Source organism: Variovorax sp. GW821-FHT06D12 (assembly GCF_059419205.1).
In genome coordinates, this window is record NZ_JBWKRI010000001.1 from 1,363,663 (window position 1) to 1,377,135 (window position 13,473).

The window sequence follows — 13,473 nt, forward strand, 5'->3', positions numbered from 1 at the left end:
CGGCTCAGCGGTACTTGGCGTCGGCCGCCTTGTTCGCCGCGATTTCTTTTTCGTAGCGGTCGCCCACGGCCAGCAGCATGTCCTTGGTGAAGTACAGGTCGCCGCGCTTTTCGCCGTGGTATTCGAAGATGTGCGTCTCGACGATCGAGTCGACCGGGCAGCTCTCTTCGCAGAAGCCGCAGAAGATGCACTTGGTCAGGTCGATGTCGTAGCGCGTGGTGCGGCGCGAGCCGTCGTCACGCACGTCGGATTCGATGGTGATGGCCAGTGCGGGGCACACGGCCTCGCACAGCTTGCAGGCGATGCAGCGCTCTTCGCCGTTCTCGTAGCGGCGCAGCGCGTGCAGGCCGCGAAAACGCGGCGACAGCGGCGTCTTCTCTTCGGGGAACTGGACGGTGATCTTGCGTGCGAAGGCGTACTTGCCCGTGATGGCCAGGCCCTTGAACAGTTCGAACAGCATGAAGCTGCCCAGGAAGTCCTTGAGCGAGAACGGTGCGGAGGCCAGCTTGGAGGTGCGTCCGAGCCCTCCGGCGGTGTGTGAAGCAGTCATGATGTCGTCGCTTCCTGCTTATTTCCAGATGTTGAACGGCGTCTGCATCCAGCCACCGACCACGACCAGCCACACCAGGGTGACGGGAATGAAGATCTTCCAGCCCAGACGCATGATCTGGTCATAGCGGAAGCGCGGGAACGTCGAGCGCACCCACAGGAACATGGTGACCACGCAGAAGGTCTTCAGGCCCAGCCAGATCCAGCCCGGAATGAAGCTCAGGAACTCGAACGGCGGCAGCCATCCGCCGAGGAACAGCACCACGGTCAGGATCGAGACGAGCCACATGTTGGCGTACTCGGCCAGGAAGAACATCGCGAAGCTCATGCCCGAGTACTCGATCATGTGGCCGGCCACGATTTCGGATTCGCCTTCCACCACGTCGAACGGGTGGCGGTTGGTTTCGGCGAGACCCGAGATGAAGTACACGACGAAGATCGGCAGCAGCGGCAGCCAGTTCCACGACAGGAAGCCAATGCCCATGTCTTGGAACATGCCCTTGCCCTGCACCGTCACGATGTCGGACATGTTCAGGCTGCCCGTGACCATCAGCACCACGACGAAGCAGAAGCCCATCGCGATTTCGTAGCTCACCATCTGTGCCGAGGCACGCAGCGCGCCCAGGAAGGCGTACTTCGAGTTCGAGGCCCAGCCGGCGATGATCACGCCGTACACCTCGAGCGAGGTGATGGCCATCACGAACAGCAGGCCGGCGTTGATGTTGGCCAGCGCCACGTCGGGACCGAAGGGAATCACGGCCCATGCGGCCAGCGCCGGCATGATGGTCATGATGGGGCCGAGCAGGAACAGGCCCTTGTTGGCGACCGTCGGAAGGATGATTTCCTTGGTCATCAGCTTGAGCGCGTCGGCGATCGGCTGCAGCAGGCCCAGCGGCCCGATACGGTTCGGGCCCACGCGGATCTGCGTGAAGCCGATGGCCTTGCGTTCCCACAGCGTGAGGTACGCCACGGCCAGCATCAGCGGGATCACGACGACGATGATCTTGATCAGCGTCCAGACCACGGGCCAGACGACGGACGTCCACCAGCCTGCGGCGACCAGCCCCTGGCCGAAGCCATGAATTGCGTCGATCATGCCAGGGCCTCCTCGGCACGAGCGGGTGCGGCCTGTGCGCTGTTGCGCGCGTCGGCGGTCAACTGCAGCGACGGTGCGCGGCGCACGATCGAGTCGAGCTGGTAGATGCTCGCGACCACGGGCGCGGCCACGGCGCCGCTGGCCGCGACGGCCTTGGCGGACGTGGCGTTGCTCAGCGCGTTCGCCGGCATGGTGCCCTTGTCACCGACGGTGGCCAGCACCTCGGCGGTCGATTCGAAGGCGAAGCCCGGCAGGCCGAGCAGGTTCGCCAGCACGCGCAGCACCTTCCACGCCGGACGCGTTTCGCCTTGCGGCTTCACGACGGCATGGAAACCCTGCAGGCGGCCTTCGGCGTTGACGAAGGTGCCCGGCGTTTCGGTGAACGGGGCGATGGGCAGCAGCACATCGCTGAATTCGAGGTTGGCCTTGAAGGGGCTCAGCGTGACCACCATCTGCGCATTGCCGATGACATCGGCGGCGGCAGCACCGGCGGCCGAGTCGAACACCGGCTCGGTGTTCAGCAGCAGCACGGCCTTGAGGCCGGAGCCGGCGGCAAGCATGCGGCCGGCATCGAGGCCGCCGTTCTGCGGGAAGGCGCCGACGAGCTGTGCGCCCACGGTGTTGCCCGCTTCGGTCAGGTAGCCGACGGTGGCGCCGGTCTGTGCGCCGATCCAGTTCGCGAGGGCCAGCAGGCTGCTGGCTTGTGCGTGGTGCGCGGCGGCATTGCCGAGCAGGATGGCCTTGCGTTCGCCGCTCAGCAGCGAGGCTGCGATGGCTTGCGCGGCGGCGTCGGGCGCGTTCTTCGGTGCCAGCGGCGCGGCGGCACCGTTGGTCTGGCCGATGGCCGCGGCCACGGCGGCCAGCGCCTCGACCCACTGGTCGGCTTCGACGATCGAGGCTTGCGCCACGTCGATGGCCCAGGCACCGCGGTCGGCCATGAGGCTGGACGAGGTGATCACCGACAGCGCGGCGCCCTTGCGCACGGCCTGGCGGATGCGCTGTGCGAACAGCGGGTGTTCCTTGCGCAGGTTCGAACCGACGACCAGCGCGCGCTGCACTTGCGTGAGCGAAGCGATCGAGGTGCCGAGCCAGCGCACGCCTTCGAAGGCCGAGAATTCGGCATTGCGCAGGCGGTAGTCGATATTGTCGCTGCCGAGTTCACGCGTGAGCATGGCGGCGAGCTGCAGCTCTTCGAGCGTGCTGTGCGGGCTGACCAGCGTGCCGATGCTTTGCGCACCATGGTCGGTCTTGATCTGCTTGAGGCCGTTGGCGACGTACTCGAGTGCCGTCTGCCAGTCGACCTGTTGCCATTGGCCGCCCTGCTTCAGCATGGGCTGCGTCAGGCGTTCCGTGCCGTTGAGCGCTTCGTACGAGAAGCGGTCGCGGTCGGCGATCCAGCATTCGTTGACGTCTTCGTTCTCGAGTGGCACCACGCGCATCACGCGGTTGTTCTTGACCTGGACGATCAGGTTGGCACCGGTGGAGTCGTGCGGGCTCACCGACTTGCGGCGCGACAGTTCCCAGGTGCGGGCGCTGTAGCGGAACGGCTTGCTCGTGAGCGCGCCGACCGGGCAGATGTCGATCATGTTGCCCGACAGCTCGGAGTCGACCGAGTCGCCGAGGAAGGTTTCGATTTCGGAGTGCTCGCCGCGGTGCGACATGCCCAGCTCCATCACGCCGGCCACTTCCTGGCCGAAACGGACGCAGCGCGTGCAGTGGATGCAGCGGCTCATCTCTTCCATGCTGATCAGCGGGCCGACGTCCTTGTGGAACACGACGCGCTTTTCTTCTTCGTAACGCGAAGAAGAACCGCCATAGCCGACGGCCAGGTCCTGCAGCTGGCATTCGCCACCCTGGTCGCAGATGGGGCAATCCAGCGGGTGGTTGATCAGCAGGAACTCCATGACGGACTGCTGGGCCTTGATGGCCTTGTCGCTCTTGGTGCGAACGATCATGCCCTGCGTGACGGGCGTGGCGCAGGCCGGCATCGGCTTGGGCGCCTTTTCCACGTCGACCAGGCACATGCGGCAGTTGGCCGCGATGCTGAGTTTCTTGTGATAGCAGAAGTGCGGAATGTAGGTGCCCGCCTTTTCGGCCGCATGCATCACCATGCTGCCTTCGGTCACTTCGACCTTCTTGCCGTCGAGTTCGATTTCGATCATGTCTGTGTTTCTTCTCGCACTCAGGCCTTGACGGGCGCCGTCGGGACGTGACCCGGGATCAGGGCCTCGAACTCATGGCGGAAGTGCTTGATCATGGCGCGCACGGGCATGGCTGCCGCATCGCCGAGCGCACAGATGGTGCGGCCCATGATGTCGCCGGCCACGGAGTCCAGCAGCTGCATGTCGCTGGGCTTGCCCTGGCCGTTGTGGATGCGGTCCACCACGCGGTAGAGCCAACCCGTGCCTTCGCGGCAGGGGGTGCACTGGCCGCAGGACTCGTGCATGTAGAAGTACGAGAGGCGCTTGAGCGACTCGACCATCGACCGCGTGTCGTCCATGACGATCACCGCGCCCGAGCCCAGCATGGAGCCGGCCTTGGCGATGGAGTCGTAGTCCATGGTGCAGGCCATCATGATGTCGGCCGGCAGCACCGGCGACGACGAGCCGCCGGGGATCACGGCCTTGAGCGTGCGGCCCTTGCGCACGCCGCCGGCCAGCTCGATCAGCTTGGAGAACGGCGTACCCATCGGCACTTCGTAGTTGCCGGGCAGCTCGACGTCACCGCTCACCGAGTAAATCTTGGTGCCGCCGTTGTTCGGCTTGCCGCACTCGAGGTAGGCCTGGCCGCCGTTGCGGATGATCCAGGGCACCGCCGCGAAGGTCTCGGTGTTATTGATGGTGGTCGGCTTGCCGTACAGGCCGAAGCTGGCCGGGAACGGCGGCTTGAAGCGCGGCTGGCCCTTCTTGCCTTCGAGCGACTCGAGCAGCGCGGTTTCTTCGCCGCAGATGTAGGCACCGAAGCCATGGGCGGCGTGCAACTGGAAGTTGTACGTGCTGCCCATGATCTTGTCGCCGAGGTAGCCGGCAGCGCGCGCCTCTTCGAGGGCGGCCTCGAAGCGGTCGTAGCTCTGGAAGATCTCGCCGTGGATGTAGTTGTAGCCCACGCTGATGCCCATCGCATACGCGGCGATGGCCATGCCTTCGATCACGATGTGCGGGTTGAACTGCAGGATGTCGCGGTCCTTGCACGTGCCGGGCTCGCCCTCGTCCGAGTTGCAGACGAGGTACTTCTGGCCCGGGAACTGGCGGGGCATGAAGCTCCACTTCAGGCCGGTCGGGAAACCCGCGCCGCCACGGCCGCGCAGGCCCGAGGCCTTCACTTCGGCGATCACCTGGTCGGGCGTGAGGCCCTCGGTGAGGATCTTGCGCAGCGCCTGGTAGCCGCCGCGCGCTTCGTAGTCGGCCAGGTGCCAGTTGGTGCCGTCCAGGCCTGCGTAGATCTGAGCGCCGATGTGGCGGTCATGGAAGCAGGTCTGGACACCGGTGGCCTGGAATTGCGAGAGAACCTGTTCGGGCGTCATCACGAAGCCTCCCCTGGCTTGGCACTGCGCAAACCGTCGATGAGCTGGTCGAGCTTGTCGTTGCTCATGAAGCTGCACATGGTGCGGTCGTTGACCAGCATCACGGGCGAATCGGCGCAGGCGCCCAGGCATTCGCTCTGCTGCAGCGTGAACAGGCCGTCGGCCGTGGTCTCGCCCATCTTGATGCCGAGCTTCTTCTCGAGGTGCACGAGCGCGGTGACGCCGTCGCGCAGCTGGCACGGCAGGTTGGTGCACACGTTGAGCTTGAACTTGCCCACCGGATGCTGGTTGTACATGTTGTAGAAGGTCGTCACTTCGTGCACGGCGATGGGCGCCATGCCGAGGTAGGCGGCGATCTCGCGCTCGCGCTGCACGCTCACGAAGCCTTCGTCCTGCTGGACGATGGCCAGGCAGGCCATCACGGCCGACTGCTTGCCGGCTTCGGGGTACTTCGCGACCTCGCGCGCAAAACGCTCGAGGATGGCAGCCTTCAACGGCGCCGAGGGCGCCGCGTCATGGTGATGGGTTGAGGAAGTCGTCATTCGCTCTTTCTCACCTGTCGATTTCGCCGAACACGATGTCCATCGTGCCGATCACCGCGACAGCGTCGGCGATCATGTGGCCGCGCGACATTTCGTCGAGGGCAGCGAGGTGCGGGAAGCCCGGGGCGCGGATCTTCAGGCGGTACGGCTTGTTGGCACCGTCGCTCACGAGGTAGATGCCGAACTCGCCCTTGGGGTGCTCGACGGCGGCATACGCTTCGCCTTCGGGCACGTGGAAGCCTTCGGTGAAGAGCTTGAAATGGTGGATCAGCTCCTCCATGTTCGCCTTCATCGATTCGCGCGCAGGCGCGGCGACCTTGTGGTTGCTGGTGATCACCGGGCCGGGGTTGGCGCGCAGCCAGGCCGAGCACTGCTGAATGATCTTGTTGGCCTGGCGCATTTCTTCCACGCGAACCAGGTAGCGGTCGTAGCAGTCACCGGTCTTGCCCACGGGCACGTCGAACTGCATCTGGTCGTAGACGTCGTAGGGCTGCTTCTTGCGCAGGTCCCATTCGACGCCCGAGCCACGCAGCATCGGGCCGGTGAAGCCCAGGTTCAGCGCGCGCTCCGGCGTGACCACGCCGATGCCCACGGTGCGCTGCTTCCAGATGCGGTTGTCGGTGAGCAGCGTCTCGTACTCGTCGACCATCTTCGGGAAGCGCTTGCAGAAGTCGTCGATGAAGTCGAGCAACGAGCCCTGGCGGTTCTCGTTGAGCTTTTCGATGGCCTTCGCATTCTTGATCTTGCTGACCTTGTACTGCGGCATCGAATCCGGCAGGTCGCGGTAGACGCCGCCCGGACGGAAGTACGCCGCGTGCATGCGCGCGCCGGACACGGCTTCGTACATGTCGAACAGGTCTTCACGCTCGCGGAAGCAGTAGATGAGCATGTTCATCGCGCCGCAGTCGAGACCGTGCGCACCGAGCCACAGCAGGTGGTTCAGCAGGCGGGTGATCTCGGCGAACATCACGCGGATGTACTGCGCGCGGATCGGCACATCGAGGCCCATCATCCGCTCGATGGCGAGGCAGTAAGCGTGCTCGTTGGACATCATCGACACGTAGTCGAGGCGGTCCATGTAGGGCAGCGACTGGATGAAGGTGCGCGATTCGGCGAGCTTCTCGGTCGCACGGTGCAGCAGGCCGATGTGGGGGTCGGCACGCTGGATCACTTCGCCGTCCAGCTCGAGCACCAGGCGCAGCACGCCGTGTGCTGCGGGGTGCTGGGGACCGAAGTTGAGTGTGTAGTTCTTGATTTCGGCCATATCTGTCAGTGCAAACCGCCGCCGTAGTTGTCTTCGCGGATCACGCGCGGCGTGATTTCGCGCGGCTCGATCGAGACCGGCTGGTAGACCACGCGCTTCTGCTCTTCGTCGTAGCGCATTTCGACGTGACCCGACACCGGGAAGTCCTTGCGGAACGGGTGGCCGATGAAGCCATAGTCGGTCAGGATGCGGCGCAGGTCGTCGTGGCCGTCGAACACGATGCCGTACAGGTCGAAGGCTTCGCGCTCGAACCACGTGGCAGCGCTCCAGACGGGCTGGAGCGAGTCGATCACGGGCAGGTCTTCGCTGGTCGCGAACACCTTCAGGCGCACGCGCTGGTTGAGACTCACGGAAAGCAGGTGCGAGACGACGCCGTAGCGTTCGCCCTGCCACTCGCCTTCGCGGTAGTCGGAATAGTCCATGCCGCACAGGTCGATCAGCTGCTCGAAACGGCAGCCGGGCGCATCGCGCAGCAGCAACGCCGCATCGATGTAGTCGGCAGCGCCGACCACGACGGTCACTTCTTCGAGCGCAACCGTCACGCTCTTGGCCTTGGCGCCGAGCGTCTCGGCGATGGTGGCGCGCAGCACCTCCGGCGAAATTGCAAAGTCAGTCATCGTCGGCAATCTCTCAGGCGCGGGCAATGGTGTTGGTGCGGCGAATCTTCTGCTGCAGCTGGATCACGCCGTACAGCAGCGCCTCAGCGGTGGGCGGGCAACCCGGCACATAGACGTCGACCGGCACGATGCGGTCGCAGCCACGCACCACGGAATAGCTGTAGTGGTAGTAACCGCCGCCGTTCGCGCAGGAGCCCATCGAGAGCACCCAGCGCGGCTCGGGCATCTGGTCGTAGACCTTGCGCAGCGCCGGCGCCATCTTGTTGCACAGCGTGCCGGCCACGATCATCAGATCGGACTGGCGCGGGCTGGGGCGGAACAGCATGCCGAAACGGTCGATGTCGTAGCGGGCAGCGCCCGCGTGCATCATTTCGACCGCGCAGCATGCGAGGCCGAACGTCATCGGCCAGAGAGATCCGGTCTTCGCCCAGTTCACGACCGAGTCGTAGGTCGTGGTGACGAAGCCTTCTTTGAGAACGCCTTCAATGGCCATCGTGTAGCTTCCTTGTCATTCCCAGTCGAGCGCGCCTTTTTTCCACTCGTAGACGAAGCCCACGACGAGGATGGCGAGAAAGATCATCATGGCCCAGAAGCCAACAGCGCCGATTTCCTTGAGCGCAATGGCCCACGGAAAGAGAAAGGCAATCTCGAGATCGAAGAGGATGAAGAGAATCGCAACGAGGTAATAGCGCACGTCGAACTTCATGCGCGCATCCTCGAAGGCTTCGAAGCCGCACTCGTAGGGCGCGTTCTTCGCAGCGTCGGGCCGATTGGGCCCAAGGATGTATCCGATGACTTGCGGGGCGACGCCTACGCCGACCCCGACCAAAATGAACAAAAGGACGGGAAGGTAGGAATCGAGGTTCATCGAGAAATTTTCACCGCTTGCCACCGACAGAAGAGCCTCTGGAAAGAGATCTTCTGCCGGTGAGATTTGGTGCGGTCGGCGAGACTCGAACTCGCACAGCTTTCGCCACTACCCCCTCAAGATAGCGTGTCTACCAATTTCACCACGACCGCGGTTTTTAACTGTCCAGATGGCATGAGGTGCCGTTGAGGCATTTGGCTTTCTGAACAGATTTAGAGTTTACCCTGAAATGAAGCCGTTTCTCACGAACGGCTGCATGAAAACAACCTGATTACTTGGCCGGAATCTGACCGGAGCCCGAAACGGGTGCAGCAGGCGCCGAAGCGGCCTTGGCAGGTGCTGCTGCAGCAGGGATTTCGCCCGCAGCGCCGGTCGCAGGCGCGGCCGGTGCAGCAGGCGCACCCACGGCAGCGCGCTCCAGCAGGCTGCCACCGCCCGCAGGACGTGCGTGGCTGAAGTAGGCCAGCAGCAGCGTGCAGGCGAAGAACACCGCGGCCAGCACAGCCGTGGTGCGCGAGAGGAAGTTGGCACTGCCGCTGGCACCGAACAGGCTGCCCGCACTGCCGCTGCCGAAGGCCGCGCCCATGTCGGCGCCCTTGCCGTGCTGGATCAGGATCAGGCCGATCATTGCCAGCGCCGCCAGCATTTGCACGCCGACCAGAAGATTGAGGACCACGTTCATTCGTTCTTACTCCTAAGTGATGGCTGCCGTTGCCGCGATCAGCGTGCAGCGGCAGAAATGATCTGCAGAAAGTCGGGCGCCTTGAGCGAGGCGCCGCCGATGAGGCCGCCGTCGATGTCGGCCTGCGCCAGCAGTTCGGCGGCATTCGCCGCGTTCATGCTGCCGCCGTACAGAATCTTGATGCCCGCGGCGTGTTCGCTCGCGGCATGGTGCAGTTGCGCACGCAGCACGGCATGCACCGCCTGCGCCTGCTCGGGCGAAGCCGTCTTGCCCGTGCCGATGGCCCAGACCGGCTCGTAGGCCACGACGATCTCGCTGATGCAGTGGCCGTTCACATGGATCACCGCAGCCAGCTGGCGCTTGACGACCTCTTCGGTCTGCCCTGCTTCGCGCTGTGCCAGCGTCTCGCCGACGCAGACGATCGGCGTGATGCCGTTCGCCAACGCCGCCGCCGTCTTGGCCGCCACGGCATCGTCGGTTTCGCCGTGGTACTGGCGACGCTCCGAATGGCCCACGATGGCATAGCGCACACCGAAATCCTTCAGCATCGCCGCCGACTGCTCGCCGGTGAACGCACCTTGCGGGTGCGCCGAAATGTCCTGCGCACCAAGGGCCAGCGACGGCGTGCCCGCCAGCAGCGATTGCAGCTGGGCGAAGTACGGCGCAGGCGCGCACAGTGCAACACCGCAGGCCGCGGGGCTGGCGGCCAGCCCTTGCTGCAGGGCCTTCACCAGCGCCTCGTTGGCGGCCAGGCCGCCATTCATCTTCCAGTTGCCGGCAATCAGTTTCTTGAAGGTTGTCATCGCGTTGTTCGTCTCACCAAGTCAGCACGATCTTGCCGATGTGCTGGTTCGATTCCATCAGGGTGTGAGCCTGGGCCGCGCCGCTGGGCTCACCTGCTGCCGCATAGGTGCTGTGGATCACGGGCTTGACCGCGCCGCTTTCGAGCAGCGGCCAGACCTTCTCGCGCAGCGCCTTGGCGATGGCGCCCTTGAACGCCACCGGCCGCGGACGCAGCGTCGAGCCAGTGATCGTGAGCCGCCGACGCAGCACGAGGCCCGCGTTGATCTCGCTCTTCACACCACCCTGCACCGCAATGATCACCAGCCGGCCGTCTTCGGCCAGGCACTCGACCTCGCGCGCCACGTAGTCGCCCGCCACCATGTCGAGCACCACGTCCACACCCTTGCCGCCCGTGAGCTGCTTCGCCACTTCGACGAAATCGCTCGTGCGGTAGTTGATGGCGTGGTCGGCACCGAGCTTCAGGCAGGCTTCGCATTTGTCGTCGCTGCCGGCCGTGACGATCACGGTCGCACCGAGCGCCTTGGCGATCTGGATCGCCGTGACGCCGATGCCGCTCGAGCCGCCCTGGATCAGCAGGGTCTCGCCCTTCTGCAGGCGGCCGCGCTCGAACACGTTGCTCCAGACGGTGAAGAAGGTCTCGGGCAGCGAAGCCGCCTCGACATCGCTCCAGCCCTTGGGCACCGGCAGGCATTGCGCCACGGGCGCCACGCACAGCTCGGCATAGCCGCCACCAGCCACCAGCGCGCACACGCGGTCGCCGACCTGGAAGCCCGCATCGGCCAGCGCCTTGGCGTCACCCGACACGATCTCGCCGGCCACCTCGAGGCCCGGCAGGTCGGAGGCGCCGGGCGGCACGGGGTAGTGCCCCATCCGCTGCAGCACGTCCGGGCGATTCACGCCGCTGGCCGCCACGCGGATCAGCAGCTCACCCTCGCCCGCCACCGGGTCGGGACGCGCAGCGACGCGCAGCACCTCGGGGGCGCCGTACGAAGTGATCTCAATGGCTTTCATGGGGGTCTCCGAGGCTCGGATGCCCGCACGGGGCGGGCATCACCACTGTCCACGCGAGAGGCGACGGCACAGGCCGTCGCGCCTCACTGCTTACTCCTGCGGTTCGCGCGGCGCTTGCTGCTGCGACTCGCCGGCGGGCTGCTGTTGCTGCTCGCCGCGGGGTTGCTGCTGCTGGTCGTTGAAGCGCGGTGCGCGCTCGCCACGATCGCCGCCGCGGTCACCGCGGTCGCCACGGTCCGAACGCTCGCGGCGGTCGCCACCACGGTCGCCGCGATCACCACGGTCTTCGCGCGGCGGGCGCTCGCTGTATTCCATGCCGGCCGGACGCTCGGTCAGGGCCTTCATGGACAGCTTGACGCGTCCCTTTTCGTCGGTCTCGAGAACCTTGACCTTCACGATCTGGCCTTCGCTCAGATAGTCGGTCACCTTCTCGACGCGCTCGTGCGCGATCTGGCTGATGTGCAGCAGGCCGTCCTTGCCGGGCAGCAGGTTGACCAGCGCGCCGAAGTCCAGGATCTTGGTGATCGGGCCTTCGTAGACCTTGCCGATTTCGACTTCGGCGGTGATCTGCTCGATGCGCTTCTTGGCGAATTCGGCCTTTTCCGGATCGGTCGAGGCGATGGTGATGGTGCCGTCTTCGTCGATGTTGATCGTCGTGCCGGTTTCTTCCTGCAGGCCACGGATGACCGCGCCGCCCTTGCCGATCACGTCGCGGATCTTCTCGGGGTTGATCTTCAGCGTGGTCAGGCGCGGCGCGAACTGCGACACGTCGGCCTTGGCTTCGCCCATCGCTTCCTGCATCTTGCCCAGGATGTGCATGCGCGCTTCCTTGGCCTGTGCCAGTGCGACCTGCATGATTTCCTTGGTGATGCCCTGGATCTTGATGTCCATCTGCAGCGCGGTGATGCCGTTGGTCGTGCCGGCCACCTTGAAGTCCATGTCGCCCAGGTGATCTTCGTCGCCCAGGATGTCGGTCAGCACCGCGAAGCGGTTGTCTTCCTTGATCAGGCCCATGGCGATACCGGCCACGTGCGCCTTCATGGGCACGCCGGCGTCCATCATCGAGAGGCAGCCGCCGCAGACCGAAGCCATCGACGAGGAGCCGTTCGACTCGGTGATTTCCGACACCACGCGGATGGTGTACGGGAATTCTTCCTTGGTCGGCAGCACGGCGACGAGCGCGCGCTTGGCCAGACGGCCGTGGCCCACTTCGCGGCGCTTGGTGGAGCCCATGCGACCCACTTCACCGGTGGCAAAGGGAGGCATGTTGTAGTGGAACAGGAAGCGGTCTTCGTACTCGCCGGCCAGCGCGTCGATGCGCTGCGCGTCGCGCTCGGTGCCGAGCGTGGTGACGACCAGGCCTTGCGTCTCACCGCGCGTGAACAGCGCCGAGCCGTGGGTGCGGGGCAGCACGGAGTTGCGGATTTCGATGGGGCGCACGGTGCGCGTGTCGCGGCCGTCGATGCGCGGCTCGCCTTGCAGGATCTGGCCGCGCACGATGCGCGATTCGATCGCGAACAGCAGGTCGCTGACCTTGCCGGCGTCGAACTCGGCGCCTTCGGCCTTCAGGGCCGTGAAGACGCTGGCATTGGCTTCGCGCAGGGCTTGCGTGCGGGCCTGCTTGCTGCGGATCTGGTAGACGGCGCGCAGCTTTTCTTCGGCCAGGCCGTTGATCTTGGCGATGAAGTCTTCATCCTTGGCTTCAGGCACCCAGGTGCCTTCCTTGAGCCATTCCGGCTTGCCGGCGTCACGCACGAGGTCGTGGATCGCGTTGATCGCGATGTTGGCTTGCTCGTGGCCGAACACCACGCCGCCCAGCATGATTTCTTCGCTGAGTTGCTGGGCTTCGGATTCGACCATCAGCACGGCGGCTTGCGTGCCGGCGACGACGAGGTCCATCTGCGAATCCTTGCGGGCCGTGGGGCCCGGATTCAGCACGTACTGGCCGTTGATGTAGCCCACGCGGGCGGCACCGATCGGGCCGCTGAAAGGGATGCCGGAGATCGACAGCGCGGCGCTCACGCCGATCATGGCGGCGATGTCGGCGTCGACTTCAGGATTCAGCGACACGGTGTGAATCACCACGTGCACTTCGTTCAGGAAACCTTCGGGGAACAGCGGGCGGATCGGACGGTCGATCAGGCGGCTGGTCAGGGTTTCGTGTTCGCTGGGCTTGGCTTCGCGCTTGAAGAAGCTGCCGGGAATCTTGCCGGCGGCGTAGGTCTTCTCGATGTAGTCGACGGTCAGCGGGAAGAAATCTTGACCGGGCTTGGCGGTCTTGGAGGCGACCACGGTCGCCAGGATCACGGTGCCGTCGATGTCGACCAGCACGGCGCCGGTCGCCTGGCGGGCGATTTCACCGGTTTCCATGACGACGGTCTTGTCGCCCCATTGGAAGGACTTGGTGATTTTGTTGAAGAGGCTCATTATTGCTCCTATTTTGATAGCGAATCACACAGGATTCGCAAGGGGCGGAGGCTGCTCAGAACACGATGCCATTCCAGCGAAGCTCGGGAC

General features: G+C 64.9%; 13 protein-coding genes and 1 tRNA gene. All 14 read right to left on the minus strand.

Features of this window, described 5'->3' with window-relative positions; translation table 11 throughout:
• Positions 1–4 precede the first annotated feature (4 nt).
• The 14 genes from nuoI to pnp all read right to left on the minus strand — a co-directional run bounded on the left by nuoI (position 5) and on the right by pnp (position 13,383).
• Positions 5–550, minus strand: coding sequence for an NADH-quinone oxidoreductase subunit NuoI (gene nuoI / locus AC07SQ_RS06165; RefSeq protein ID WP_062475395.1), 546 nt, complete (start codon positions 548–550; stop codon positions 5–7).
• A gap of 18 nt (positions 551–568) precedes the next feature.
• Complete coding sequence (gene nuoH / locus AC07SQ_RS06170) at positions 569–1,645, minus strand: NADH-quinone oxidoreductase subunit NuoH (protein ID WP_095949076.1); 1,077 nt, start codon at positions 1,643–1,645, stop codon at positions 569–571.
• A complete protein-coding gene (nuoG, locus tag AC07SQ_RS06175; protein WP_495270411.1) occupies positions 1,642–3,807 on the minus strand; it encodes an NADH-quinone oxidoreductase subunit NuoG in 2,166 nt (721 codons plus the stop codon). The genes nuoH and nuoG overlap by 4 nt, the downstream gene beginning before the upstream one ends.
• Positions 3,808–3,827: 20 nt before the next feature.
• Positions 3,828–5,168, minus strand: a complete 1,341-nt coding sequence (gene nuoF, locus AC07SQ_RS06180) for an NADH-quinone oxidoreductase subunit NuoF (protein WP_495270410.1) — start codon at positions 5,166–5,168, stop codon at positions 3,828–3,830.
• Entirely contained in the window at positions 5,168–5,710 is a 543-nt protein-coding gene (locus tag AC07SQ_RS06185; RefSeq protein ID WP_062475406.1) for an NADH-quinone oxidoreductase subunit NuoE family protein, read from the minus strand. Before AC07SQ_RS06185 ends, nuoF begins: the two co-directional genes overlap by 1 nt.
• Positions 5,711–5,720: 10 nt before the next feature.
• Positions 5,721–6,974, minus strand: coding sequence for an NADH-quinone oxidoreductase subunit D (locus AC07SQ_RS06190; RefSeq protein WP_070063113.1), 1,254 nt, complete (start codon positions 6,972–6,974; stop codon positions 5,721–5,723).
• Positions 6,975–6,979: 5 nt separating this feature from the next.
• Entirely contained in the window at positions 6,980–7,591 is a 612-nt protein-coding gene (locus tag AC07SQ_RS06195; protein WP_495270409.1) for an NADH-quinone oxidoreductase subunit C, read from the minus strand.
• 13 nt (positions 7,592–7,604) lie between these two features.
• Positions 7,605–8,084, minus strand: coding sequence for a NuoB/complex I 20 kDa subunit family protein (locus tag AC07SQ_RS06200; protein WP_007837763.1), 480 nt, complete (start codon positions 8,082–8,084; stop codon positions 7,605–7,607).
• A 15-nt stretch (positions 8,085–8,099) separates the two neighbouring features.
• Positions 8,100–8,459, minus strand: a complete 360-nt coding sequence (locus tag AC07SQ_RS06205) for an NADH-quinone oxidoreductase subunit A (protein WP_055805154.1) — start codon at positions 8,457–8,459, stop codon at positions 8,100–8,102.
• A 67-nt stretch (positions 8,460–8,526) separates the two neighbouring features.
• Positions 8,527–8,611: transfer RNA gene (locus AC07SQ_RS06210), tRNA-Leu, on the minus strand.
• 119 nt (positions 8,612–8,730) lie between these two features.
• Positions 8,731–9,141 carry a preprotein translocase subunit SecG gene (gene secG, locus AC07SQ_RS06215; RefSeq protein ID WP_159271069.1) on the minus strand — a complete coding sequence of 137 codons (411 nt, stop codon included), beginning with the start codon at positions 9,139–9,141 and terminating at the stop codon, positions 8,731–8,733.
• A gap of 38 nt (positions 9,142–9,179) precedes the next feature.
• On the minus strand, positions 9,180–9,944 hold the full coding sequence (tpiA, locus tag AC07SQ_RS06220; RefSeq protein WP_495270408.1) for a triose-phosphate isomerase: 765 nt from the start codon (positions 9,942–9,944) through the stop codon (positions 9,180–9,182).
• 13 nt (positions 9,945–9,957) lie between these two features.
• On the minus strand, positions 9,958–10,956 hold the full coding sequence (locus AC07SQ_RS06225) for an NAD(P)H-quinone oxidoreductase (RefSeq protein WP_159276094.1): 999 nt from the start codon (positions 10,954–10,956) through the stop codon (positions 9,958–9,960).
• Between the two features lie 90 nt (positions 10,957–11,046).
• Entirely contained in the window at positions 11,047–13,383 is a 2,337-nt protein-coding gene (gene pnp / locus AC07SQ_RS06230) for a polyribonucleotide nucleotidyltransferase (RefSeq protein ID WP_307635449.1), read from the minus strand.
• Positions 13,384–13,473 lie beyond the last annotated feature (90 nt).

Bases quoted from the DNA above. Each gene is read 5' to 3' on its own strand.
- nuoH (WP_095949076.1), bottom strand. From the start codon at position 1,645: ATGATCGACGCAATTCATGGCTTCGGCCAGGGGCTGGTCGCCGCAGGC.
- AC07SQ_RS06185 (WP_062475406.1), bottom strand. From the start codon at position 5,710: ATGACGACTTCCTCAACCCATCACCATGACGCGGCGCCCTCGGCGCCG.
- nuoG (WP_495270411.1), bottom strand. From the start codon at position 3,807: ATGATCGAAATCGAACTCGACGGCAAGAAGGTCGAAGTGACCGAAGGC.
- nuoF (WP_495270410.1), bottom strand. From the start codon at position 5,168: ATGACGCCCGAACAGGTTCTCTCGCAATTCCAGGCCACCGGTGTCCAG.
- AC07SQ_RS06205 (WP_055805154.1), bottom strand. From the start codon at position 8,459: ATGAACCTCGATTCCTACCTTCCCGTCCTTTTGTTCATTTTGGTCGGG.
- secG (WP_159271069.1), bottom strand. From the start codon at position 9,141: ATGAACGTGGTCCTCAATCTTCTGGTCGGCGTGCAAATGCTGGCGGCG.
- AC07SQ_RS06195 (WP_495270409.1), bottom strand. From the start codon at position 7,591: ATGACTGACTTTGCAATTTCGCCGGAGGTGCTGCGCGCCACCATCGCC.
- nuoI (WP_062475395.1), bottom strand. From the start codon at position 550: ATGACTGCTTCACACACCGCCGGAGGGCTCGGACGCACCTCCAAGCTG.
- AC07SQ_RS06200 (WP_007837763.1), bottom strand. From the start codon at position 8,084: ATGGCCATTGAAGGCGTTCTCAAAGAAGGCTTCGTCACCACGACCTAC.
- tpiA (WP_495270408.1), bottom strand. From the start codon at position 9,944: ATGACAACCTTCAAGAAACTGATTGCCGGCAACTGGAAGATGAATGGC.
- AC07SQ_RS06190 (WP_070063113.1), bottom strand. From the start codon at position 6,974: ATGGCCGAAATCAAGAACTACACACTCAACTTCGGTCCCCAGCACCCC.
- pnp (WP_307635449.1), bottom strand. From the start codon at position 13,383: ATGAGCCTCTTCAACAAAATCACCAAGTCCTTCCAATGGGGCGACAAG.
- AC07SQ_RS06225 (WP_159276094.1), bottom strand. From the start codon at position 10,956: ATGAAAGCCATTGAGATCACTTCGTACGGCGCCCCCGAGGTGCTGCGC.